17 protein-coding genes, 1 tRNA gene and 1 pseudogene are annotated in these 23,838 nt (G+C 63.8%); 14 read left to right on the top strand and 5 right to left on the bottom strand.

Annotated features, from left to right (window positions below; all coding sequences use genetic code 11):
- Positions 1 to 60: 60 nt before the first annotated feature.
- The 3 genes from QJT82_RS26260 to QJT82_RS26270 are packed head-to-tail and all read left to right on the top strand — an operon-like array spanning position 61 to position 3,103.
- A complete protein-coding gene (locus QJT82_RS26260) occupies positions 61 to 1,215 on the top strand; it encodes an 8-amino-7-oxononanoate synthase (RefSeq protein WP_028341427.1) in 1,155 nt (384 codons plus the stop codon).
- On the top strand, positions 1,212 to 1,844 hold the full coding sequence (bioD, locus tag QJT82_RS26265) for a dethiobiotin synthase (RefSeq protein WP_028341428.1): 633 nt from the start codon (positions 1,212 to 1,214) through the stop codon (positions 1,842 to 1,844). Before QJT82_RS26260 ends, bioD begins: the two co-directional genes overlap by 4 nt.
- Positions 1,841 to 3,103, top strand: a complete 1,263-nt coding sequence (locus tag QJT82_RS26270) for an adenosylmethionine--8-amino-7-oxononanoate transaminase (protein WP_028341429.1) — start codon at positions 1,841 to 1,843, stop codon at positions 3,101 to 3,103. Before bioD ends, QJT82_RS26270 begins: the two co-directional genes overlap by 4 nt.
- A 115-nt stretch (positions 3,104 to 3,218) precedes the next feature.
- Here QJT82_RS26270 and QJT82_RS26275 read toward each other — a convergent pair whose 3' ends face one another.
- Positions 3,219 to 4,388 carry a YXWGXW repeat-containing protein gene (locus QJT82_RS26275; RefSeq protein ID WP_051447917.1) on the bottom strand — a complete coding sequence of 390 codons (1,170 nt, stop codon included), beginning with the start codon at positions 4,386 to 4,388 and terminating at the stop codon, positions 3,219 to 3,221.
- 298 nt (positions 4,389 to 4,686) lie between these two features.
- Between QJT82_RS26275 and QJT82_RS26280 the strand changes: the two genes are divergently transcribed.
- Complete coding sequence (locus tag QJT82_RS26280) at positions 4,687 to 6,096, top strand: MFS transporter (RefSeq protein ID WP_028341430.1); 1,410 nt, start codon at positions 4,687 to 4,689, stop codon at positions 6,094 to 6,096.
- Here QJT82_RS26280 and QJT82_RS26285 read toward each other — a convergent pair.
- On the bottom strand, positions 6,093 to 6,995 hold the full coding sequence (locus QJT82_RS26285) for a LysR family transcriptional regulator (protein ID WP_028341431.1): 903 nt from the start codon (positions 6,993 to 6,995) through the stop codon (positions 6,093 to 6,095). The genes QJT82_RS26280 and QJT82_RS26285 overlap by 4 nt on opposite strands.
- A 93-nt stretch (positions 6,996 to 7,088) precedes the next feature.
- Between QJT82_RS26285 and QJT82_RS26290 the strand changes: the two genes are divergently transcribed.
- The 5 genes from QJT82_RS26290 to QJT82_RS26310 all read left to right on the top strand — a co-directional run bounded on the left by QJT82_RS26290 (position 7,089) and on the right by QJT82_RS26310 (position 11,416).
- Complete coding sequence (locus QJT82_RS26290; RefSeq protein WP_028341432.1) at positions 7,089 to 7,790, top strand: haloacid dehalogenase type II; 702 nt, start codon at positions 7,089 to 7,091, stop codon at positions 7,788 to 7,790.
- Complete coding sequence (locus QJT82_RS26295; protein WP_028341433.1) at positions 7,777 to 9,015, top strand: CoA transferase; 1,239 nt, start codon at positions 7,777 to 7,779, stop codon at positions 9,013 to 9,015. The genes QJT82_RS26290 and QJT82_RS26295 overlap by 14 nt, the downstream gene beginning before the upstream one ends.
- 451 nt (positions 9,016 to 9,466) lie before the next feature.
- The gene (locus QJT82_RS26300) at positions 9,467 to 10,153 is read left to right on the top strand and encodes a pentapeptide repeat-containing protein (protein ID WP_338132185.1); all 687 of its coding nucleotides are present in this window, start codon (positions 9,467 to 9,469) and stop codon (positions 10,151 to 10,153) included.
- A 120-nt stretch (positions 10,154 to 10,273) separates the two neighbouring features.
- On the top strand, positions 10,274 to 10,744 hold the full coding sequence (locus tag QJT82_RS26305) for a YbaK/EbsC family protein (RefSeq protein ID WP_028341435.1): 471 nt from the start codon (positions 10,274 to 10,276) through the stop codon (positions 10,742 to 10,744).
- Positions 10,745 to 10,996: 252 nt separating this feature from the next.
- Entirely contained in the window at positions 10,997 to 11,416 is a 420-nt protein-coding gene (locus tag QJT82_RS26310) for a CBS domain-containing protein (RefSeq protein ID WP_028341436.1), read from the top strand.
- Between the two features lie 191 nt (positions 11,417 to 11,607).
- On the opposite strand, the gene QJT82_RS26315 is transcribed toward QJT82_RS26310, so the two are convergent.
- A complete protein-coding gene (locus QJT82_RS26315; RefSeq protein WP_028341437.1) occupies positions 11,608 to 13,416 on the bottom strand; it encodes an NAD(P)/FAD-dependent oxidoreductase in 1,809 nt (602 codons plus the stop codon).
- Between the two features lie 283 nt (positions 13,417 to 13,699).
- Here QJT82_RS26315 and QJT82_RS26320 point away from each other — a divergent pair, with 283 nt between their 5' ends.
- The 3 genes from QJT82_RS26320 (at position 13,700) to QJT82_RS26330 (ending at position 21,233) form a co-directional block, all read left to right on the top strand.
- Entirely contained in the window at positions 13,700 to 15,643 is a 1,944-nt protein-coding gene (locus QJT82_RS26320) for a sigma-54-dependent Fis family transcriptional regulator (RefSeq protein WP_028341438.1), read from the top strand.
- 374 nt (positions 15,644 to 16,017) lie between these two features.
- Positions 16,018 to 20,841 (top strand): NAD-glutamate dehydrogenase, encoded by a 4,824-nt coding sequence (locus QJT82_RS26325; protein ID WP_264641740.1) that lies wholly within the window; start codon positions 16,018 to 16,020, stop codon positions 20,839 to 20,841.
- Between the two features lie 71 nt (positions 20,842 to 20,912).
- Positions 20,913 to 21,233, top strand: coding sequence for a hypothetical protein (locus tag QJT82_RS26330; protein WP_028341440.1), 321 nt, complete (start codon positions 20,913 to 20,915; stop codon positions 21,231 to 21,233).
- A 55-nt stretch (positions 21,234 to 21,288) separates the two neighbouring features.
- Here QJT82_RS26330 and QJT82_RS26335 read toward each other — a convergent pair.
- Positions 21,289 to 21,371 (bottom strand) — tRNA-OTHER (locus tag QJT82_RS26335).
- A gap of 394 nt (positions 21,372 to 21,765) precedes the next feature.
- Positions 21,766 to 21,975, bottom strand: a pseudogene (locus QJT82_RS26340) (metalloregulator ArsR/SmtB family transcription factor); the annotation flags it as partial.
- Positions 21,976 to 22,090: 115 nt separating this feature from the next.
- Here QJT82_RS26340 and QJT82_RS26345 point away from each other — a divergent pair.
- The gene (locus QJT82_RS26345; RefSeq protein ID WP_028341441.1) at positions 22,091 to 22,408 is read left to right on the top strand and encodes a metalloregulator ArsR/SmtB family transcription factor; all 318 of its coding nucleotides are present in this window, start codon (positions 22,091 to 22,093) and stop codon (positions 22,406 to 22,408) included.
- 50 nt (positions 22,409 to 22,458) lie between these two features.
- A complete protein-coding gene (locus QJT82_RS26350) occupies positions 22,459 to 23,820 on the top strand; it encodes an NAD(P)-binding domain-containing protein (protein ID WP_028341442.1) in 1,362 nt (453 codons plus the stop codon).
- Positions 23,821 to 23,838 lie beyond the last annotated feature (18 nt).

Genomic DNA, 23,838 nt, shown 5'->3' on the forward strand with positions numbered 1-23,838 from the left:
TACCTCCGGCACGGGCGGCGGGATTCGCCGCGCGACCAACGACAAATCCGAGAGAGAAGCATGAGCGCAATCCATGCGGCCAAGGTCGCTGATTACGCCGCGGCCTTGCACGCCCTGAGCAAGGACGATCGGCTGCGCGGTCTCAAGCCGCGCGCGGGCACCGATTTCGTCTCGAACGACTATCTGGCGCTCGCGAGCGCGCCGCGCATCAAGCAGGCGGTCGCGGCCGCGCTCGAGGCCGGCACACCGATCGGCGCCGGTGGGTCGCGGCTGCTGCGCGGCAATTGCGAGGAGCACGAACGGCTGGAGGCCGAAGCCGCCGCGTTCTTCAAAGCCGAGACCGCATTGTTCTTCGGTGGCGGCTACGTCGCCAATTTCGCCGTGCTGACCACGCTGCCGCAGCGCGGCGACCTCCTGGTGCTCGATTCTCTCGTGCACGCCAGCATCCATGAAGGCGCGCGGGCCGGCCGGGCCGAATTCCGGATCAGCGCGCACAATGATCCCGGGTCGGTCGAAGCCACCATTCGCGGCTGGCGCGCCGAGGGCGGAACGGGCCGGGTCTGGATCGTGGTCGAAAGCGTCTACAGCATGGATGGCGACGTCGCGCCGCTCGACGACCTCGTCGCCATCGCCGACCGGCACGACGCGTTCCTGATGGTGGACGAGGCGCACGGCACCGGCGTCTATGGCGAGCAGGGGCGCGGGCTGACGGCGTCCTATGAGGGGCGCGAGAACCTCCTGATCGTTCATACCTGCGGCAAGGCGCTGGGCGCCGCCGGCGCGCTGGTCACGGCCTCGACGGTGCTGCGCGACTTCATGGTCAATCGCTGCCGCCCGTTCATCTTCGCCACCGCGCCGTCGCCGCTTGTGACCGTTGCCGTGCGTGAGGCGCTGCTGATCCTGCAGCAGGAGCCCGAGCATCAGCAGCGCCTGGCAAAACTGGTCGCGTTCACGCATCGCGAGCTCGACCTGCGCGGTTGGCGCAGCCCGTCGCGCTCGCAGATCGTGCCCTATATCGTCGGCGACAATGCGCGCGCGATGCAGCTGGCGTCTGCGCTGCAGGCGCGCGGCTTTGACATCAGAGGCATCAGGCCGCCGACCGTGCCGGCGGGCACCGCGCGGTTGCGGATTGCGCTGACGCTCAATGTCGGAGAGGACGACGTGCGCGCGCTGCTCGATGCGCTGGTCGAGGAGACGAAGGGCTGGTCGCGATGACGAGCCGGATCGTGGTGACCGGCACCGATACCGGGATCGGGAAGACGGTGTTCTCCGCGGGCCTCGCCGGTTTCGTCGGCGCGCGCTACTGGAAGCCGGTTCAGGCCGGCATCGAGGAGGAAACCGATGCGCAACTGGTCGCACGGCTTGGCGGGCTCCCGGCGGATCGCATCGTGCCGGAGCGTTATCGGCTTCGAACGCCTGCTTCGCCGCATCAGTCCGCCGCACTCGACGGTGTGCGCATCGATCCTGCCGCGCTCGACGTGCCTGACGTCGGGGACCGGTCGCTAGTGATCGAGGGCGCCGGCGGGCTGATGGTGCCGCTCGACGGTAGCATGCTTTATATCGACGTTTTCACGCGATGGCGCCTTCCGGTCGTGCTCTGCGCCCGCACTGCGCTCGGCACCATTAATCACTCGCTATTGTCGGTCGAGGCATTGCGCAAGCGCGGGATCCACATTCTCGGGATCGCATTCATCGGCGAGAGCAATCCCGAGAGCGAGCGCGCGATTTGCGAGATCGGGCAGGTGCGCCGGTTGGGCCGGTTGCCCTGGCTTGCTCCGCTTGCGGCAGACACGCTGCAGGCAGCGTTCAAGGCGTCGTTCCGGCGGGAAGATTTCAATCCATGACATCCGCTCGGAAGTCGCCGATCTGGCACCCGTTCACCCAGCACGCGCTGCACGGCGAGATGACGAGAATCGTGCGTGGCGAGGGGGCCTATCTCTACACCGCGGATGATCGCCGCATCATCGATGCGATCGCATCCTGGTGGGTCGTGACCCACGGCCACTGCCATCCGCACATCGTGCGCGCGATCCAGGACCAGGCGGAGCAGCTCAACCAGATCATCTTCGCGGGCCATACCCACGATCCGGCCGAACAGGTCGCAGCGCAACTCCTGAAGCTGGCGCCTGATGGGCTCGATTACGTGTTCTTCTCCGACTCTGGGTCGACCAGCGTGGAGGTGGCGCTGAAGATGGCGCTCGGCTACTGGCACAATATCGGCGCGACGCGCACCCGCATCATCGTGATGGAGCATTCCTACCATGGCGACACGATCGGGACGATGTCGGTCGGCGCGCGCGGCGTCTTCAACAGGGCTTACGAGCCGCTGCTGTTCGACGTCGCGTCGATCCCGTTTCCGGCGCCCGGCCGTGAACAGGCGACGCTCGACGCGCTCGAAGCCGCGTGCAGGACGGAATCCGCGGCAGCGTTCATTGTCGAACCGCTGATCCTGGGCGCGGGCGGGATGCTGATGTATCCGCCCTGGGTGCTGAAGGAAATGAAACGCATCTGCGCAGCCTCAAACGTGCTCTTCATCGCCGACGAGGTCATGACCGGCTGGGGCCGCACCGGCACATTGTTCGCGTGCGAGCAGGCCGACGTCACGCCGGATATCGCCTGCTATTCGAAGGGCCTCACCGGCGGTTCGCTGCCGCTCGCGGTGACGCTCTGCCGGGCAGATATCTACGACGCGCATTATTCCAGCGATCGTTCCCGCACCTTCTTCCATTCCAGTTCCTACACGGCGAACCCGATCGCCTGCGCCGCCGCAAAAGCAAACCTCGAACTCTGGCAACACGGCGCGGGCGCGCGCGTCGCCGCGGTGGCTGCGATGCAGGAGCGCCTGATCGCACCGTTCCGCGCCGACGCGCGCTTCGAGAACGTCCGTCGCACCGGGACCATCACCGCGCTTGATCTGAAGGCAGTCGATGCGGGCTATCTCGCCGGCATCGGCCCAAAACTTCAGGCCTTCTTTGAACGGCGCGATCTGCTGTTGCGGCCGCTCGGCAACACGATCTACGTCATGCCGCCCTACTGCGTCACGGACGCGGATCTCGAGGAGATCTACGACGGGATCAGGTGTGCGGCCGACGAACTGGCTTGAGGACGCGTTTCGCGCCCGAAAGTCCAGGATTGATGAATGCATCGCGTGCCGTTGTGCCTGCAATGGGGTCTCATACGACATCGGCGTGCCCTTGCAGGCACGCCGATGAACTCGATCATGAGTGTTGTTGTGGCGCCGGATGCGGCCTCGCAGCGGGATGTGGCCGTGGTGCCGGATGAGGCCGCGGCGCCGGTCGTGACACCTGCGGCGGCGCGGGCCGATGCACAACCGCTTGCGCGACGCGCGGTGCCGGCGGATGCGCAGCCGCGCGTGCCTGCGGCGGTGCATGCTGCACGAGCTGCGGTCTTGACGCCGGCGGAGCGGCGTGCGGCGCCGGTGCAGGATGTGCGCCTGCGCCGGGCAAAGCATGCGCAGTCGGCGGGGCGTGTGCCGGCGGCAAAGCGTTCCCGGTCGGTAGAGCGTGTCCGGCCGGCGAAGCATTTGCTGTCGGCAGGGCGTGTCCTGGCGTCGGAGCATTCCCCGTCGGGAGAGCATGTCCCGTTGGCAAGGCGTGCTCGGCCGTGGGCTGCGCATGTCGGGGCGGCGGCGCCGCAATCGGCTTGCCTGGGTGCGCGGCGATCACGCCGGCACCGCTGAACCGTGCTGCGTGCGCGGTCGCGGCGACCGCCGGATGACCATGGTTGTTGGCGAGCGTCAGCGCCGGATTCTTCATCGCTGCTTCCGCGTGTCGCGTCTGCTCGCCGGTCGCAGCCACGTGGTGCTCGCCCTGGGCAGCAAGCTGCTGCGGCGTCGGCTTCACCGCGGTCCCGCCGGTGCCGCCGTTGTAGCTGACGTTGGTCGTGTTGTTGACGACGGTCTTGTTGTAGACGTTGGTGACCGAGACGTTCGAGATGTTGTTGACGGAGCTGTTGTAGAAGAAGCTGCCGCCGCGCCAGTAGCCGCCCTCATAGCCGACGCCGGTGTAGCCGAAGCCATAAGTGATGCCGCCGTAGAAGCCGACGGTCGCGCCCCAATATCCGGCGTGGAAGGCGTAGGCGCCGTCGCTCCAGCCCCAATAGCCGGGTGTCCACAGCAATTCAGGCGCCGGCGGACGCACCCATGTGCCGGGCACCCAGTAGTAACCGGTGTCGTCGTTCCATGCCCAATAGCCCGGAGTCCAGATGTAGCCGGGCTCGGGGATCGGCGGCTGGACATAGACCGGCAATGGCGGCGGCGCCGCATTGACGGTGATGCCGATGGCAAGCTGCGCGCGCGCTGGCGTGGGCGGTGAGAGACAGCAGAGGCTGAGAGCCAAGGCGAAAGGCAGTCCGGCGATGCGGCGCATGGCAGATACTCCAATCTTCTTCCCCCAGCGTTGGAGTCGAATAGTGGCGGCGACATGAACCCGTTGTGAATGTTTGTGCTGACACCGTGATTTCGAGATCGCGCGACGGCGGGATCGTTAACGACGGCGAATGCAAGTCAGCTCGGTGTCAGGATGGAACGCGATCGTGCGGTCTCGTCAGCTTCATCACTGCGCCAAATAGTCGAATTTTCGATTTGAATTGGACGACGACCCCCTGCGCGTCATCAATCGGTGCCCGGAGCATCCGGCTGCCAAAGGCCGGGCAGGGAGGTTTGGCATGGCGCGATCCGCCGACATCGACATCAACGCGGGCGCGCGCCTCGACAGGCTGCCGATCTGCGGATTCCACTGGCGCATCCTGGCCCTGATCGGCGCCGGCATGTTCCTCGATGCGTTCGATATCTATCTGGCCGGCGGCGTGCTGGGCGCCGTGCTCAAGGAAGGCTGGTCGACGCTCGAACTCAACGCCGCGTTCGTCTCCGCGACCTTCGTTGGGATGACGATCGGCGCGTGGTGCTCCGGCATCCTCGGCGATCGGTTCGGTCGCCGCTTCTCCTACCAGATGAACCTCGCGATTTTTGGCCTCGCGTCGATCGCCGCGGCCTTTGCGCCGAACATGATCGTCCTGATCGGCCTGCGTTTCATCATCGGCATTGGCCTCGGCGCGGAGATCGTGGTCGGCTATGCGACCTTGACGGAGTTCGTGCCGGCGTCTTCGCGGGGGCGCTGGATCGGGCTGCTCGCCGTGATCACCAATTTCTCGCTGTTCGTATCCTCCATGGTCGGCCTGTGGGTGATCCCGACGCTTGGATGGCGCTACATGTTCGGCCTTGTCGGTTGCCTTGCGATGGTCGTCTGGTTTCTGCGCAAGTCGATGCCGGAATCACCGCGCTGGCTCGCCGCCAACGGACGTGCCGATGAAGCCGAGAAGATCCTGTCGGCGATCGAAGCCGAGGCCGCACGCAAGGCGGTACTTCCTGCCGTCGCTGCCCGCGCGCCGGCGCAGGAATCTCCCGGCGCGGTCTGGCGTCTGTTCCAGCCGCCCTATCTCGCGCGCACGCTGCTCGGCAGCCTGTTGCACATCGTCGTCGGCTTCAGCCTGTACGGGTTCATCGGCTGGCTGCCGACCTTCATGGTCAAGGGCGGCCATAGCGTGGTTTCCTCGCTGGGCTACACCACGGTGATGGCGCTGGGCGGCCCGGTCGGATCGCTGATCGGGCTCGTGCTGGCGGACCGGCTCGGACGCAGGCTCTCGATCGTCTGTTCGTCGATTGCGGCAGCGGTGCTCGGTATCGCCTATCCATATATGCCGGATGGTGCTGCGCTCGCAGCCGTGGGCTTCCTGCTGATCACGGCGATCTACGTGATGCTGGCGACCGGGTTCGCGATGCACGTCCCGGAACTGTTTCCGACGCGGTATCGGCTTCGCGGCACGGCGATCTGCGCCACGTCCGGACGCATCGCGACCGCGCTGGTTCAATATGTCGTGGTTGCGATCTTCGCCTGGCAGGGGCTGACCGGCGTGCTGACGACCCTGGCCGGCATCCTCGTCTTCCAGGCCGTGGTCTTCCTCGTGTTCGGTTTCGAGACCAAGGGACGATCTCTGGAGGACGCGTCGGCGGTCACGGACGCCGAGGCGGGAGAGCGGTCGTCGATGGCGCGGAGGCCGGCGGACCTCGGCGCCTAGCCCAGATCTGAGCAGGCCGCCCTGATCCGGTCGCGGAGCCAGCCATTGGCATTGCTCTGATCGTATCTGCGGTGCCAGTACAACATCCAGTCGAACGGCGCGGACTCGAACGGCAGTTCCTCCATCCTCAGATCGGCGTCCATCAGCACGGTTGCGAGGTGTCCCGGCATCACCGCGAGCAGATCGGTCTTCTTCAAGACGTGAGGCACGACCAGCCAATGCGGGACGTTCAGGGCGATGCGTCTTCGATGGCCGCGTTCGGCGAGCACGTCGTCGACGAAGCGAAGATCGGTCGGGCTCATCGAGACCTTCATGTGCTCCTGCGCGATGAAGCGCTCGAAGGTCAGCCGTGCGCGCTTGATCTGGTGCCCGCGTCGCATCAGGCAGACCATGCGGTCGCGCAGCAACGTCTCGGAACGGATCGATGCGGAGTGCTCGAGCCCCATGCTCACCGCGACGTCGATCTCGTCCCGCTCCAGCGCATCGATCGTCAGGGCAGGCGGCAGATGGATCGTGTTGTAGGAGATCCGCCCCTCCGGCGGCCGTGCTGCGGCGAGTCGCGGCAGCAGCAGGCACGCGAGAATGTCCGACATCCTGATCGTGAAGGTGCGTTCCGTCCGGTTTGGATCGAAGCCGGCGTCGCTCGCCATCACGCGCTCGACCTGGCGCAGGACCTGGCGCAATGGCTCCGCCAGTTCGGTGGCGCGGGGCGTCGGCTTCATCCCGGTCGTGGTCCGCACCAGGAGTTCGTCCTTGAACATCCCGCGCAACCGGTTGAGCGCATTGCTCATCGCCGGTTGACTGAGGCCGACGCGATCCGCCGCCTTGGTGACGTGACGCTCGGTCAGCAGTGCGTCCAGCGCGACGAGCAGGTTGAGGTCGATGGATCGAAGGTTCATCGATCATTCATATCGTGAATGACGAAAGATCACAAATCCATTTCATCCATGATGACGCAGGGCGTATCAATCGATCCGACCAAGGAGACATCAATGAGCTTTGAGACGATCAAGCACGACGTGAAGATCTGCATGTTCGACCAGTACGGCACGGTCGTCGACATGCAGGGCGGCCTGACCAGGATCGCGGCGCCGTTCCTCGAGAAGAAGGGCTGGAAGGGCGACCCGAATTCCTTCGTCACGTGGTGGCGTCGCACGCATTTCGAGAACTCGATGATCGATGCGCTGCTGCATCGCGAGCACACGCCCTATCGCGAGATCGGGCACCGCGCGGTTGCCCACGTCATGGACCGCGCGAAGATCGACTATACGATGGACGATGTGCGCACCCTCGTGGGCGAGATCGAGAAGCTGGTGCCGTTTCCGGAGGTGCCGGACGCGCTCGCGCGGCTGCAACGCAAGTACAAGCTCGTGGTGCTCTCGAACGGCGATCCGGACATGCTCGAGACCGCGAAGCAGTACCACAAGGTCCCGTTCGATCGCGTGATCTCGGTGACTGAGGCCAATTCGTTCAAGCCGCATGTCGCGACCTATACGAAAGCGGCCGAGATCATGGGCGTGAAGCCGGCGCAGGTGCTGTTCGTGGCCAATCATGCCTTCGATTGCATTGGCGCCAAGTCCGCCGGCATGCGGACGGCCTTCATCGACCGGCGCAGCCGCCCGTTCGGGATCACGCCGCACCAGCCCGATATCCTGGTGCCGTCGATGAAGGACCTCGCCGATGCGATCGTCTGATCGCGAGCCGCTGTCGGGCATCAGGGTCCTGGACCTCTGCCGGGTGGTCTCCGGCCCGTTTGCCACGATGCAGCTCGGCGATCTCGGCGCCGACATCGTCAAGATCGAGGATCCCAGGCACGGCGACGAAAGCCGCCGCTACGGCCCGCCCTTCATCGGCGGCGAGAGTGCGTATTTCCTGTCGGTGAACCGCAACAAGCGAAGTTGCGCCATCGATCTGAAGTCGCCGGCCGGGCGCGAAGCGGTGCTCGATCTTGCATCCGTCGCAGATGTCGTCATCGAGAACTTCCGTCCCGGTACGCTGGACAAATGGGGGCTCGGCTTCGACGCGCTGAGGGCCCACAAGGGCGACATCATCCTGTGCAGCATCTCGGGGTTCGGGCGCACCGGTGCCGACGCCGCGCGCCCCGGCTACGATCTGATCCTGCAGGGCGAATCCGGCGTGATGGACATCACCGGCGATCCGGATGGGCCGCCGACCAAGGTCGGCACGTCGATCGCCGACCTCGTCACGGGCCTCTATGCGTCGCATTCGGTGCTGGCTGCCCTGATGCGGAAGAGCCGCACCGGCGAGGGCGGCCAGGTCGACGTCTCCATGCTCGACGCCATGGCATCGCTGCTGACGTTCAACGCCGGCATGTACTTCGCCTCGGGAGAAAGCCCGAGGCGCCGCGGCAATGTCCATCCGACCATCAGCCCGTATGAACCGTTCGAAACCAGCGATGGCTGGATCAATGTCGGGGTCGCGAACGACAAGTTCTGGGCGGCCTTCTGCGACGTCATCGGCCGTCCGGAGCTGCGCGAGGACGTCCGCTTCGTAACCGCTCCGAAGCGCGCGGCGAGCCGCAACGAGCTCGTCGCGATCCTTTCGCCGATCTTCGCCCGGAGGAGCCGCGCCGACTGGCTGCAGGCGCTCGGCGCGGCGGGCATTCCGTGCGGCGCGATCAAGTCGGTCGGCGAGGTCTGCGAAACGCCGCAACTCACGCAGCGCGGAATGGTCCAGACCATCAACCATCCGGCCGCGGGAGATGTGAAGTTCATCGCGAGGCCGACGCGATTCGGCGATGTCCCGCCGCCACCTTCCACGCCGCCGCCGATGCTCGGCGAACACACGAGCGAAGTGTTTGCGGAATGGCTCGGCTGGAGCGACGATCAGCTCGGGAGATTTGCCGACGCGGGCGCGTTCGGCGACCTCGGACGGACATTCGTGCGACCGCCCGTGTGAGTATCGTTATCCAGGCATCGTCATGAGAGCTATCGCCGGGCAGATGCCGCGTCGCGCCGTCGGTGACGAGCGGCAGGCGTCCGGATCGTTCTTCCTGTCTCTTCGGGCTTGAGATCGCCTACCGGGACGAGACGTGCATCGGACCGCAATCTGGCACTTTGCGCTTGCTGCCAGCGCTCCCTCGGACGGGGCACTGGCATTGCCAGGATCGATATCCGGTTTCATACTCCGGCATAGGCCGGAGCCGGCCAGCTAACCTGTCGGCGCGGCCGACCCGGAGAATGCAAGAGACGATACCGGGTTACTGAGCGGCGGAGAGACGGCGATGTCGTTTCGTCTCGCATTTACCTTTGTGTCGATAGCAGCGCTGCTGTTTGATCCGACTGACGCCGTGTCGCAGGACATGCTGCGGAATGTCGACCTCAACAGTCCGGAAATGACGGCGTCGGAGATGACGCGCGCCGAGGTCGACGCGCTCCTCAAGTCGGTCCCTCAAGGGGACGGACGCACTGCGGATTTGGATGGAAAGCGACTGTCGCACCTCGATCTCTCGGGCCTCGACTTCACCGGCGGCAACCTTCATCTCGTAAAGCTCAACCGGGCCAATCTGAAAGGCGCCCGCTTCGATCGGGCCGTCTTGAACCAGGCCTGGCTGATCGACGCGGACTTGACGGGGGCATCCCTCGTCAAGGCATCGCTGCTCGGCACGCAGATGCAACGCGCCAGGCTTGGCGGCGCCGATTTGAGCGGCGCCCGGATAACCGCCGATCTTTCCGGCGCCAGCCTGATCGGGGCCAGGCTTGCGGGCGCCGATCTGAGCGCCGACATGCGCAACCAATCGATGGGCCTGATGCGTGGCGTGCTCAAATCCGCCGATCTGCGGAATGCGGATCTCAGCGGCGCCAATCTCTCGCGCGCTGATCTCGAATTCGCGCAACTGCAGAACGCCAATCTGGCGAACTGCAGCCTCTACAGAGCTGACCTTGCGGGAGCCGATCTGTCCGACGCCAATGTCGCCGGCGCAGATTTCACCGAGACCGACCTTGCGTCGGCCCTCTTGCCGGGCGCGGCCGCGCTGGCCGAGGCCCGCAATCTGGACAAGGCCCGGAACTTGAACCTGGCGCGGCGCCCCCGTTAGGGATCGAATTGCAGTGTCCTGCGACAAGACCTATGTTCTGTCTTGAGAACCACGCAGCCGCTCATCGTGCGGCGGGCAGGACCACGGTGGATGGTTGCATGTGGCACCGGAGGTGACGCCATGACCATTTCTCCCAAACTGCACAACTATCTCGCTGCAGAAAACATCGAGTACGACGAAATCCCGCACGTACTGACGATGTCGTCCGCCCTTACCGCCCAGGCTTGTCACGTCTCGGGCGATCGCTTGGCCAAGGCCATCGTGCTGCGCCGCAACGACGGGTACCTGCTCGCCGTGCTGCCGGCATCGCATCACCTCAGGCTGGCGGATCTCAGGGCGAGATTCGGTGACGATATCGCTATGGCCGCCGAAAGCGAGATCGATCGGCTGTTCACGGACTGTGCGCACGGAGCGGTTCCCGCCGCCGGCAGCTGCTACGGGCTCGACGTTATCGTTGATGACAGCATCCGGATGCAGCCCGAGATCTATATCGAAGCTGGCGATCATGAGACGTTGCTTCATCTCGGTCGTGCGCAATTCGCACGCCTGACCGCCGGTTCTCTGCATGGCAGCTTCAGTGCGCACGACTGAGGCGACATGACAGCGGGACCATCTGTCGGTGCGCCCCGACCGGAGCATGATCCGGGAGGGTGCGAAGTGTCTCTCTCCCGAGACAAGGGAGGAACGCGTTTGAGCGGAGATCATGCTCAAGCAAGGGGCTCATGCGCGATGACGATCCGACCCGGTTTCATCGCGTCTTAAGGCGCGGCACGCATGCGGTCGCGTCAACTCTGTTGTATATTTGCGAACGAGGGGGCTGCTGCCTTGGACGGGAGGTCCTCCATGAAAGTCAAGGACGTGATGCACAAGGGCGTCGATTGGGTAAGCCCCGACACGCCAATTACCGAAATCGCGAAATTGATGCAAGGCCACGACATCGGCTGCATTCCGATCGGGCAAGACGATCGTCTGATCGGGATGGTGACGGATCGCGACCTCGTCTGCAAAGGTCTTGCGAGCAAGGACTTCAACTCTGCGCGTACCACGGCGCGGGATGTGATGACCGAAGGCATCCACTGCTGCCGCGAAGACGACGATCTGGCGAAAGCGGTGCACCACATGGAAACGCTGAAGGTCCGCAGGCTGCCTGTGATCAACAAGAGTAAACGGATGGTCGGCATGGTCAGCCTGGGGGATATAGGCCAGTTTGCCGGTGCCGATCTCGTGTCCGAATGCATGAAGAGCGTGTCTGCTCATCATTGAAGCGAGGCCGGTCTGCGGGAATCCGGCAGACCGGTCAGTATCATGATCAACTGGGAAGGCAAGCGGTGCCGGCTGTCTCACAGGCATCGGCCCGAAGCTGGACGGCGATCGGCACAGTTCGATCTCCATCCGATCTGTCGAGGGGCAGATCGCACGACGATCCGCCCGCCGTCGCGATATCGCCTGGTCAATCAACCCAGGTGATGAACCTTCTGCAAGCCGTAGACCGGGGTCGGGATGCCCTCCATCCGCGCCTTCAGTTGCAGCGCCAGATATTGGGAGTAATGCCGCGACTGGTGCAGGTTGCCGCCGTGGAACCAAAGCGCTTGCTGCTGAGTCGGCTTCCACATGTTGCGCTGCTCACCCTCCCACGGGCCGGGGTCCTTTGTGGTCTCGGATCCAAGACCCCAGACCTTTCCGACCTTGTCGGCGACGTCCTTCGAGATCAGGTCGGCGGCCCAACCGTTCATTGAGCCATAGCCGGTGGCATAGACGACGAGATCGGCGGGGAGTTCGCTGCCGTCCACGAACCTGACGCCGGTTTCGGTCAGTTCCCGCACCGCCGCGCCCTTGCCGCTCTTGAGCTTGATCGAACCATCGATCACGAGATCGCAGGCGCCGACGTCGATGTAATAGCCCGAGCCGCGGCGCAGGTACTTCATGAACAGGCCGGAGCCGTCGTCGCCCCAATCATGCATGAAGCCGACTTTCTCCAGCGCGGCGTAGAAATCCTTGTCGCGCTCGCGCATCTGTTCATAGAGCGGGATCTGGAATTCGTGCATGATCTTGTAGGGTAGCGAGGCGAAGATCAGGTCGGCCTTGCGTGTGGTCACTCCGCTCGCGACCGCCTGCTCCGAATAGAGCGCGCCGAGCCCGATATCCATCAGCGTGTCGGACTTCACGATGTGCGTGGATGAGCGCTGCACCATGGTGACGTCGGCACCACCTTCCCACAGCGCCGCGCAAATGTCGTGGGCGGAGTTGTTCGAGCCGATCACCACCACCTTCTTGCCGCGATATTTCTCCGGCCCCGGGTGGGTCGAGGAATGCTGCTGCTCACCCTTGAAGATGTCCTGCCCCTTGTAGGTGGGCCAGTTCGCCTTGCCCGACATGCCGGTCGCGAGCACGAGTTGCTTCGGCTTGAGCGTGATCTCCTTGCCGTCGCGCTCGACCACGACAGTCCATTCCCCGGCCTTCTCGTCATACCTGGCCGACTTCGCCGCGGTCGAGCTCCAGTAGTTGAGCTCCATCACCTTCGTGTACATCTCCAGCCAGTCGCCGATCTTGTCCTTCGGCGCGAACACCGGCCAGTTCTTCGGGAAGTCGATATAGGGCAGATGGTCGTACCAGACCGGATCGTGCAGGCAGAGCGACTTGTATCGCTTGCGCCAGGAATCGCCGGCGCGTTCGTTCTTCTCGATGATGATGGTCGGCACATTCAGTTGCCGCAGCCGCGCGCCAAGCGCGATGCCGCCCTGCCCACCGCCGATGATCAGCGCATAGGGTTGTTTTGCATGACCCAGTTCGGTGATTTCCTGGTCACGTTCCTCGCGCCAGCTCTTACGGTCCTTGCCATGGCCGTGCTTGGCGCCGAGCGGACGGGTGAAGCCGGATTTCTCCTCATGTCCCTTGAGCTCGGCCATGGTGGTGAGCAAGGTCCAGATGCGTCCATCCTTCATGCGCAGGTGACCATAGCCGCGCGCGACATCGGTCTCGAACTCGATCCAGCTCTCGATGATGCCCCCGGCCTCGCTCGCAGCTTCGCCATCGGCAATGCGCCATCCCGACGGTTTGCTGTCCGCAAGCCGCGCCTTCAGCATGTCGCGGATCTGATCCTTGCCTTCCATGGTTTTGATGTTCCAGGTGAAGGTGACCAGATCGCGCCAGTAGCAATCGGTCTGGAACAGCGCGATCGCGCGTTCGATGTCACCCGACGACAACGCGGCGTTGAACTCGTCGAGCAGCGCGGTGATCTTTCCGTCCGGGGCCTTCGTGAGCATGTTTCATTCTCCCATATGCCGGCGTCGATCGCCTTTGCGTCGTGGTTCCGGCGCGTTCGTTAGCGAGGTCGAATCTTGCCTCGATCATCATGTCAGCAAGCCTCATGCCATCGCGGCGCATCTCGAAAAACGCTCGGCATTTCCTCGCGTTAACTGCCGGCGCCGGGCCGCCTCACTTGTTGCGCCATGCAACAGGTGTTGCACGCAACAAACTTGATCGGCGGCACAATCCGAGTGACACTCGAAGCAACAACGTGCGGGGAAACATCCAGGAGCATCAGCCGTGACGACGGAGCGGGCTGCGCACATCGACGAGCTGGTTCGCGTTGCGGTCGGCCAGACCAGCGCGCGTGATGCAATCATCCATCAGTCGTGGGTACGATGCGTCTCCGAACACAAGCTCGATCCGTTGGTCCTGCGCGACGCTCGTATCGTGACATCCGGGCGGCTGCGCGAGCATCGCGACGCCATGGACGAGTTCCTCCACACGGCGCGCTTCGGCGTCGAGATGCTGTATCGCCAGATCGCCGGACTCGGCTACGTGCTGCTACTCACCGATGCCAGGGGCATCACGGTGGATTTCATCGGCGACCCGACATTCAACAACACGCTTCGCAAGGCCGGCCTCTATCTCGGCGCCGACTGGAACGAGCCGCATGCCGGCACTTGCGCCGTCGGCACCTGCATCGCGACCGAAGAAGCCCTGACGGTGCATCAATCCGACCATTTCGACGCCACCCATATTCCGCTGACCTGCACGGCCGCGCCGGTCTTCGATCCCAGCGGCAAGCTCGCTGCGGTCCTGGATATCTCCGCGCTGCGCTCGCCGGAACCGAAGGCCAGCCAGTTCCTGGCGCTGCAACTGGTCAAGTCGTTCGCTCACAAGATCGAGAATGCGAACCTGCTGAACCGTTTCCGGCAGGAATGGATCATCAAGCTGTCCGGCTCCGCGGAATTCGCCGATGTCGATCCGGATTATGTGATGGCCGTCGACAGCAGCGGCCGCATCATCGGCTTCAACAATCGCGCAAGGCAGCTGCTCGCCCGCGAACTGGCCAAGCGTCCGGACCTTCGCCTGCGGGCCGACGGCTTCGGCGTGTCCGACATCTTCGAATGCACCATCGACGATCTGCCGCGCTTCGCCCATTCGCGCCCCACCGGCCAGCGCACGCTGCGGCTTGTTAACAGCGGCGCGACGCTGTTCGCACAGACCCTGCCGCCCCCGAACAAGCTGGTGGTGCCGGCCTCCTTCCGCAGCGAGTCGGCGCTTCCGGCGCCGTTGCGCCACCTGTTCCGCGGCGATCCCGCCATGCATCATGTGGTGACGCGCGCCGCCAAGCTCATCAATACCCAGATGGGCTTGCTCATCACCGGCGAAACTGGCACCGGCAAGGAGCACCTGACGAAGGCGCTGCATTCGGTCAGTGCGCGGGCAGGCAGACCTTTCGTCGCGGTCAACTGTGCCGCGCTGCCGGAAAGCCTGATCGAGAGCGAGCTGTTTGGCCACGAGGCGGGCGCCTTCACCGGTGCGGCGGCCAAGGGCAAGAAGGGTCTCGTGCTCGAGGCCGATGGCGGCACCCTGTTCCTCGACGAGATCGGCGACATGCCGATCTCGTCGCAGACGCGCCTGTTGCGCGTGCTCGCCGAACGCGAGGTGACGCCGGTCGGCCGCACCCGGCCGGTCCCGCTCAATGTCCGCGTCATCGCTGCCACCCATCGCGACCTCGTCGCGCTGGTGAAGGCGGGGCAGTTCCGCGAGGATCTCTATTTCCGCCTCAACGGCGCGGTGCTTGCGCTGCCTCCGCTGCGTCAGCGCACCGATATCGAGTGGCTGATCGATCAATCCCTGCATCGGCTTTCGACGGAGCACAAGGCCAACTATGCGCTGACGGCAAGCGCGCGCAGTGCGCTGCTCAAGTACCAATGGCCTGGCAATATCCGCGAGTTGATCAACGCGCTCGATCATGGCTGCGCGCTGTCGACCGACGGCACGATCGATCTTGCCGATCTGCCGGACCGGATCGCTCAGCCCTTGCGTGAGGACAGCTCCGGAAAGCCGGTACGAGGCGGAACGGCAACGTCACGGCAAGCCGATGCGCTACTGACGGCCTTGCGCAACAATCGCTGGAACGTCTCGCGGGTGGCACGCGAACGCGGCGTGGATCGCTCGACCATCCATCGCCAGATTCTCCGCTTCGGCATCACGATGCCGAAAGACCTGACCTGACCGCAGGCGCTGCCCGCCGTCGCTGACCGCCCTGGTCAGATACGATGTCCCTGCCGAACGGTGGCTGGCTGAATGGTGGAAAATCGGCGCACTATTCAGAACAAAACCACGAACCCATACATAATTGAAATTGCACGTGATTTTTCCTGCCCCGAGGCGTTCGACCGCCGTCGCCGCCGACTTCGGCCCAGCCGCTGTCGCAAGCGAAAATTCGGCACGCCTCACGACAGCGTGCGCCGTTCGCTGCGGGATCGTAGTATTGTCGTCGGCAGCCGTCGAAGCTAGGATTTCGCGTAGCATTCGATCGCGACGCACGAAGAGATGCACTCCAGAATCAAGCGGATGGTCGCGGCTGCGATCGGACGGCACGGCAAATGGAGGACATTATGGCGTGGCGTGACGACAAGGCCCGGGCAGCCCTGATCCGCGATGCAGCGGGCAGCGTGCCAGCGGGCAAGAGCCCCCGGGCCTTTGCCGAGCCCTTGTTCGGCTACACCAATATCGAGGATCTCGCCAATTACGATGCCGCCTCGCTTGCCCAACTGGCGGAGCAAGCTTGGGAGCACGTGCAGCGACGCACGGCCGGCAGCGCCGATATCCGCGTCGTCAATCCGACGTTGCCGAACGGGCGCGAGATTTCCGTGCTCGAAATTCTCAACGACAACATGCCTTTCCTGTTCGATTCCACCATGGCGGAGCTCGCCGAGCAAGGCCTCGAGGTCACCCTGGTCGCTCACCCGATCATCGCCGTGGAGCGCGATGAAGGGGGCAAGCTGCTGCGATTCTACGGGGAAGCACTGCCGGAGGGAGCAAAGGGCGCGCGCGAAAGCCTGATTCATCTCCATATCACCCGCCTGGATGCGGATTCCGATCGCCAGAAGCTGATCGACGGCCTGACCAGGACGTTGAACAATGTCCGCGCCTGCGTTGCCGACTGGCGCGTCATGCGTGACAGTGTCGAGGAAGCGATCAAGACGTTCTCTTCCAATCCGCCGCCGCTGCCGATCGACGAACTCGCCGAAGCCAATCAGTTCCTGCAATGGCTCTGCGCGGACAATTTCACTTTCCTCGGCGTGCGCAAATATCGCTTCTCGCCCGACAGCGACGCGTCGGACGACATTACAACCGGCGAAGGCCTCGGCATCCTGCGCGATCCGGACGTGAAGGTCCTGCGCCGAGGCAGCGAAATGGTGGTGATGACGCCGGAAATCCGCGAATTCATGCACGAGCCGACCCTGCTGATCGTCATCAAGGCCAATGTCTCCAGCCGCGTCCATCGCCGCACCCGGATGGATTATGTGGGCATCAAACTCTACTCGCCCGACGGCCGGCTCGAAGGCGAGTTGCGCGTCGTCGGCCTTTTCACCTCGGGCGCCTATACTCGCTCGGTACGGCAGATCCCTTATGTCCGCCACAAGGTTTCGCGGGTGCTGCAGCGCGCGGGCTTCGACCCGAACGGCCATTCCGGCAAGGCGCTGATGCATATTCTCGAAGATTATCCGCGCGACGAGCTGTTCCAGATCGACGTCGACACGCTCTACAACTTCGTCATCGAGATCCTGATCCTCTACGAGCGTCCGCGCGTCCGGGCGCTGCCGCGGGTCGACAAGTTCGATCGCTTCGTCTCCATCCTTACCTTCATTCCGCGCGACAAATACGACACCGACGTCCGCACGCGCGTCGGAGCCTTTTTGGCGCAGGCCTACAAAGGGAAGCTCTCCGCTTCCTACGTATCATTCCCTGAAGGGGCGCTTGCGCGCGTCCACTTCATCATCGGACGCTATGAAGGCAAAACGCCCGTCGTCGACCGCGCCCTGCTCGAAGCCGGGATCAGCGCCATTGCCGCGACCTGGGCCGACAAGCTGAAGGCCGCGCTCACCGCGTCGACCGACGGCATGCGGGCGCGCATGCTCACCAACCGATATGCCCAGGCCTTCAGCGGCGGCTATACCGAGGTGTTCAGCGCGGAACAGGCGATCGCCGATATCACGACCGTCGAAAAGCTGACGCCGGCCCGCCCGGTAACGATTTCGGTTTACCGCATCGAAGGCGACGATCCGAGGCGCTTCGGCCTTAAGGTGTTTTCGGATGCCGTGCCGCTGTCGTTATCCTACCGCGTGCCGGTGATCGAAAATCACGGCCTGCGCGTGGTCAACGAACGCACCTATCAGATCGTGCCCGGTACCAGGCCTGCGCCGGTCTGGCTGCACGACATGACGATCGAGACCAGCGACGGCCAGCCCATCGAGATCAACCCGGAATTCAGCCATCGCCTGGAAGCCTCGATCATGGCGGTGGTGACCGATCGCGCCGAATCCGACGGATATAACGGCCTGATCCTGCGCACCGCCCTAAGTTGGCGGGAAGTCTCGACCATTCGGGCGCTGTCGCGTTATCTCCACCAGATCCGCGCTCCGTTCACCCAGGATTACATGTGGGAGACCGTGCGCAAGAACGCCGCGATCACGGCCAGCCTGGTCGCGATGTTCCAGACCCGCCTCGATCCGCGCCTCGCCTTGACGGACGCCGAGCGCGCGGCGCGCGAGGCGGCTTTGCTTGCCGAGATCGAGGAACAGCTCAAATCCGTCGCCTCGCTCGATGAAGACCGCATCCTGCGCCGCTTCACCAATCTGGTGCAGGCTACCGTTCGCACCAATCTGTGGCAGATCGGCGAGGATGGACATCCGCGTCCGGTGATCTCCTTCAAGTTCGAGGCGCGCAGGATCGACGACTTGCCCGCTCCACGACCGCTCTACGAGATCTTCGTCTATTCCCCTCGCGTCGAAGGTATTCACCTGCGGTTCGGCAAGGTTGCGCGCGGTGGCTTGCGCTGGTCCGACCGGCCGCAGGATTTCCGCACCGAGATCCTCGGCCTGGTGAAAGCGCAGCAGGTCAAGAACGCCGTGATCGTACCGGTCGGTGCCAAGGGCGGCTTCGTGCCCAAGCGCCTGCCGCCGCCTTCCAAGCGCGACGCCTGGCTCGCGGAGGGTACCGAAAGCTATCGCATCTTCGTTCGCTCGCTGCTCGAACTCACCGACAATCTCGACGGCGACATCGTCGTGCCGCCCGAATCCACCGTGCGCCACGACGGCGACGACCCCTACCTCGTCGTTGCCGCCGACAAGGGCACCGCCACCTTCTCCGACGTCGCCAACGCGATTTCGGCCGAGAAGAATCATTGGCTCGGCGATGCCTTCGCATCCGGCGGCAGCCAGGGTTACGACCACAAGAAGATGGGGATCACGGCGCGCGGCGCCTGGGCGGCGGTCAAGCGCCACTTCCGCGAGCTCGGCACCGACATTCAGACCATGCCGTTCACCGCGGTCGGCGTCGGCGACATGTCGGGCGACGTTTTCGGCAATGGCATGCTGCTCTCGCCGGCGACAAGGCTTGTGGCGGCTTTCGATCATCGCGACATCTTCATCGATCCTTCGCCCGATCCATCGACCAGCTTCGCCGAGCGCAAGCGCCTGTTCGATCTGCCGCGATCGAGCTGGCAGGACTACGACAAGTCGCTGATCTCGCAGGGCGGCGGCGTGTTCTCGCGCTCGCTCAAGGCGATCCCGCTTGCGCCGGAAGTGCGCACGCTGCTCGATCTCGACAAGCCGCAAGCCACGCCTTTCGAGGTGATGACGGCGATCCTGAAGGCTCGCGCGGACCTGTTGTGGTTTGGCGGCATCGGCACCTATGTCCGCTCCTCCGGGGAAAGCGACGATCAGGTCGGGGACCGCGCCAACGATCCGATCCGCATCGCGGGTGGCGACGTGCGCGCCCGGGTGATCGGCGAAGGGGCCAACCTCGGCGTTACCCAGCGCGGCCGCATCGAAGCGGCGCAGAAGGGCGTCAAGCTCAACACCGACGCCATCGACAATTCGGCCGGCGTGAACACGTCCGACGTCGAGGTCAACATCAAGATCGCGCTGGCGCGCCCCGAGCGCGAGGGGCGCCTCAGTCCCACTGACCGCAACAGCCTGCTTGCCGCGATGACCGACGAGGTCGGCGCGCTGGTGCTGCGCAACAACTATCTGCAGACGCTGGCGCTCTCGCTGGCCGAGCGCAAGGGTGTGGCCGAGACCGGATTCCTCACCCGCCTGATGCAGTCGCTCGAACGGCGCGGCTTGCTCAGCCGCGCTGTGGAGTTCCTGCCCGACGACGCCGCGCTCACCGAGCGCACACGGCGCGGCCAGTCCCTCGCGCGGCCCGAGCTTGCCGTGCTGCTCGCCTACGCCAAGCTGACCCTCTACGATGACCTGCTCGTCACCAGCGTGCCCGATGACCCCTATCTTGCGCGCGAACTATCCCAGTATTTTCCGCGCGAGGTTCAGGACAAATTCCCGACCGCGGCCGGATTGCATCGCCTGCGGCGGGAGATCATCGCGACCAGTCTCGCCAATGCGGTGATCAATCGCGGCGGCCCGGCCTGCGTCGTGCGCCTGATCGACGAGACCGACGCCGATATCCCGACCATCGTCATGGCCTATGTGGCGGTCGATGAATGCTTCGGCCTGAAGTGGCTCAATGACGCCATCGACGCGCTCGACGCCTGCATCGACGGGCAGCTGCAGCTGTCCCTCTACGCTTCAGTGCAGGACCTCCTGCTCTCCCGCATGGTCTGGTACGTGCGCAATGTCGATTTCAAGGACGGGCTGGAGGCCGTCGTCGCGCGCTTCGGCCCGGCGATCCGCCAGATCGTCGCCGGGCTCGACACTGCCTTGCCGCCGGACTTGCAAGCCGCGCGCGTCAAGCGGCGGCAGGAACTCGCCGATGCCGGTGTCCCGGCCGGCCTCGCCGGCGAACTCGCCGATCTCGACGCTTTGGTCTCGGCTCCCGACATCGTGACGGTTGCCGAGCGCACTGCGCGCCCCCTCGGCGATGCCGCCGCGACCTTCTACGCCGCCGAGGCGAATTTCCGTCTCGACCGCATCGTCGCCGCCGCACGCAGTGTGCCGGCCAACGATTATTTCGAACGCATGGCCATCGATCGCGCCGTCGAGCAGATCGCCGGCGCCGAAAGGAGACTGGCCGCCGATATGCTGGCAACCGGCCAGTCTGGCCAGCAGGCCGTCGAGACCTGGCTCGCGGCTCACCCCGAGGCGACGCGTATCCGCCGCTCGGTCGAGGAGATCGCTGCCAGCGGCCTGACCCTCGCCAAGCTGACGGTGGCGGCGAACCTGCTGGGGGACCTGGTCAAGGCCTGAGGGCGTGCGAGGCCGCGATGTGAGAAGCGCAATGCTGGCGCAGGTAGTTAGCCGGCAGACGGAGGAATCCAATGATCCACGCCACCTGCCATACCGCCGACAATGTTCGCTGCATCGAGTTCGATGCCACACCGTGGTTCAGCGAGGCTGACGCACCGAGCATTATCGATTTGGCCCATCGAGGATGGACCAGCACTGCGATTGCAGATTCCCTCGAGCACAGACAAGGATACGAACGCCTGCACGACCTCGTTGAGTACGCGGCGAAGCGACTGCAACTGGAATCTCTGGAGGACCCAACCTGGGAAACCTTCGAGTGTGTCGTCGATGGACCCGAGGCCGTCGCCTGGCTCGAGAAAAACCGGCCCAACGTTGTGGCAAGAATCCCTTAAAGCCGCGGGAAGCGCGGCAAAGGCCACAATTGATCGGCGGCAAACGAAGCGGAAATGGCGCACCCGACACGATTCGAACGTGTGACCTTTGCCTTCGGAGCAAGATAACGTACTCATCCGAAAAGTACGATAGGGCGCGCTATTATGCGCTATCCAGCTGAAGCGTCTGGATATTCTCAACAACAGAAGCGACGTTCCTATCCGAAACCCCGCGCCGATTTTCTCCCGCCTGCTTACGCGTTGCTTACTTGGGAGATCGCGCCCGGAACGAAGGAACGTTATGGTCAAGATCACAAAGAGGGTTGTCGAAGCGGCGGTTCAGGCAGACCGCCTACGCGCTCGACCGTGATTCACGAAAAGCTGTTGGTAAACGAGCGCGCAATTGCAACAGCTGGATTGGCGAAGGACGTTGAGGCGGTGAACCAGTACGCGGCCGTGACGAGCCAGGGACCCGCGCTCCGTTGAAAGCGAATGCCAGCAAGAATGGTTGCTACCAGCCCAAAAGCTGCGACCTCGAGTTCGGCGCGGTATACGAGCGGCCGAAACGCTTAGCCGCCACCAATCCCGCGCGCGACAGGATCGCCAGATGTGATGACATGGTGTTTTGCGGGACCGACAGGGCCTTGGCGATATCGCCAGCCGCCAGTTCTTCCGGTTCGTTCTTCACCAGCAGGCGAAAAGCATCGAGCCGGGTCGGCTGGGCCAATGCGGCCAGTGCCAAGATGGCTTGCTCTGATTCCATATATCGAGAATTATTGATATATCAGAAAACCGTTTAGGCGATCATTAGTCGTCTTTATTTCGATAATACTAGAAATACGGTTGACATTCTGAAGCTGTTGCGACAGATTATGGACATGAAACTGGATGACGCAGCCATGCACCTTGAAGCTTTGGGCAATCCGACCCGGCTCAAGATCTATCGTGCCCTTGTTCGCGCTGGGCAGGCTGGTCTGGCCGTCGGCCGACTGCAGGATAAACTAAAAATCGCGCCATCAACCCTGTCGCACCACGTCAAGACGCTCGTGACCGCCGGCCTCATCACCCAGGTACGGGAGGCAACGACTCTGACGTGTCACGCCAACTATGACGTGATGCAGGGGCTGGTCGACTTTCTAGTTGCTGAATGCTGCGCCGATGCGACCGAATGCAAGGATACAAGCACTGCGGCCTGACCTTTTCAGGTCGAAAATTTCGATATTTCTAGTTTGATAGGAGAAACAAAATGGAACAGTCGAAGTCGGTTGCGATCATTGGCGCAGGTCCTGTCGGACTTGCCGCCGCTGCTCATGTTCTTGAACGCGGAATGACGCCGGCCGTTTTGGAAGCAGGTCCGGAAATTGGTCATGCGATGCGGCAGTGGAGCCACGTGCAGTTGTTCTCGCCGTGGGAATACAACGTCGACAAAGCGGCTGAGCGCTTGCTGGCGCCAACCGGTTGGAATTCGCCGGATCCAAAGCAATATCCGACCGGCGGTGAGTTGCTGTCGCAGTATCTCGAACCGCTGGCTCACCGCACGGTGCTCAAGGATCACATTCATACATCAAGCCGCGTGATCGACATCAGTCGCGTTGGTTTCGACAAGCTCAAGACCAAAGGCCGCGGCGACGCGCCTTTCGAGCTTCGCTACCAAAACGGGCAGGGCCCGAAAAGCATTCGCGCCGATGCGGTGATCGATACGTCAGGTACTTGGTTCTCGCCGAACCCTGGTGGCGCAAACGGTCTTCCGGCCCTCGGCGAGCGGGAGAACGCTACCAAGATCGCGTACGGGATGCCCGACGTGCTCGGCAAGGATCGCGCCCGGTATGCTGGAAAGGCCATCGCCGTGCTCGGGGCTGGGCATTCTGCGGTTGGCACGCTAATCGAACTCACGAATCTGAAATCTCAGGCTGCGAGCACCGAAGTCATTTGGGTCTTGCGCGGTGGCAATCCTGCCAAAGCTTTTGGCGGGGGCGTCAATGACAAACTCGTGGCGCGTGGCGAACTGGGAATGGCTCTGGCAGGGCTGGTAACCTCTGGGCAAATCCGAGTGGAAGCCAGCTTCCCTGTGACTCGCATCGACCGTGACGGCGAGCGCCTGAAGCTTGCCACTGCCGGATGCTGCGACCGGAGCATTGTGGCTGACGAACTAATCGTCGCGACGGGGTTCCGTTCCGACCTCGAATTCTTGCGGGAACTTCGGATTCAGCTCGATCCGGCCATCGAATGCCCGATCGCGCTGGCGCCGCTGATCGACCCCAATGAACATAGCTGCGGCACAGTACGCCCACATGGCGCGGCCGAACTCGCGCAGGACGAGCCGGGATTCTACTTCGCCGGCATGAAGTCATATGGGCGTGCGCCAACGTTCCTGATGCTCACCGGCTATGAGCAGGTGCGGTCAATTGCGGCCAAAATTGCCGGTGACAATGAAGCGGCAGCGCGGGTTGAACTCGTATTGCCCGAGACAGGCGTGTGCAGCCGCAGCGCGACACCGGGACAGGTCGAATGCTGCGGCGGGCCGGCCACCGAACGGGCGGACGCCTGTTGCGTCGATGATGCTAAGGCGAAGGGTGCAGGAAAAGCTGGCTGTGGCTGCGCAGCTTAGCGCGGAAAGGTGCGAATG

The organism is Bradyrhizobium sp. Mp19 (assembly GCF_029952935.1).
Lineage (GTDB): Bacteria > Pseudomonadota > Alphaproteobacteria > Rhizobiales > Xanthobacteraceae > Bradyrhizobium > Bradyrhizobium elkanii.

What these genes read in the sequence shown, in the direction of transcription:
- QJT82_RS26260 (WP_028341427.1), top strand. Translation starts at nt 61, where the DNA reads ATGAGCGCAATCCATGCGGCCAAGGTCGCTGATTACGCCGCGGCCTTG.
- bioD (WP_028341428.1), top strand. Translation starts at nt 1,212, where the DNA reads ATGACGAGCCGGATCGTGGTGACCGGCACCGATACCGGGATCGGGAAG.
- QJT82_RS26270 (WP_028341429.1), top strand. Translation starts at nt 1,841, where the DNA reads ATGACATCCGCTCGGAAGTCGCCGATCTGGCACCCGTTCACCCAGCAC.
- QJT82_RS26275 (WP_051447917.1), bottom strand. Translation starts at nt 4,388, where the DNA reads ATGCGCCGCATCGCCGGACTGCCTTTCGCCTTGGCTCTCAGCCTCTGC.
- QJT82_RS26280 (WP_028341430.1), top strand. Translation starts at nt 4,687, where the DNA reads ATGGCGCGATCCGCCGACATCGACATCAACGCGGGCGCGCGCCTCGAC.
- QJT82_RS26285 (WP_028341431.1), bottom strand. Translation starts at nt 6,995, where the DNA reads ATGAACCTTCGATCCATCGACCTCAACCTGCTCGTCGCGCTGGACGCA.
- QJT82_RS26290 (WP_028341432.1), top strand. Translation starts at nt 7,089, where the DNA reads ATGAGCTTTGAGACGATCAAGCACGACGTGAAGATCTGCATGTTCGAC.
- QJT82_RS26295 (WP_028341433.1), top strand. Translation starts at nt 7,777, where the DNA reads ATGCGATCGTCTGATCGCGAGCCGCTGTCGGGCATCAGGGTCCTGGAC.
- QJT82_RS26300 (WP_338132185.1), top strand. Translation starts at nt 9,467, where the DNA reads ATGACGCGCGCCGAGGTCGACGCGCTCCTCAAGTCGGTCCCTCAAGGG.
- QJT82_RS26305 (WP_028341435.1), top strand. Translation starts at nt 10,274, where the DNA reads ATGACCATTTCTCCCAAACTGCACAACTATCTCGCTGCAGAAAACATC.
- QJT82_RS26310 (WP_028341436.1), top strand. Translation starts at nt 10,997, where the DNA reads ATGAAAGTCAAGGACGTGATGCACAAGGGCGTCGATTGGGTAAGCCCC.
- QJT82_RS26315 (WP_028341437.1), bottom strand. Translation starts at nt 13,416, where the DNA reads ATGCTCACGAAGGCCCCGGACGGAAAGATCACCGCGCTGCTCGACGAG.
- QJT82_RS26325 (WP_264641740.1), top strand. Translation starts at nt 16,018, where the DNA reads ATGGAGGACATTATGGCGTGGCGTGACGACAAGGCCCGGGCAGCCCTG.
- QJT82_RS26330 (WP_028341440.1), top strand. Translation starts at nt 20,913, where the DNA reads ATGATCCACGCCACCTGCCATACCGCCGACAATGTTCGCTGCATCGAG.
- QJT82_RS26345 (WP_028341441.1), top strand. Translation starts at nt 22,091, where the DNA reads ATGAAACTGGATGACGCAGCCATGCACCTTGAAGCTTTGGGCAATCCG.
- QJT82_RS26350 (WP_028341442.1), top strand. Translation starts at nt 22,459, where the DNA reads ATGGAACAGTCGAAGTCGGTTGCGATCATTGGCGCAGGTCCTGTCGGA.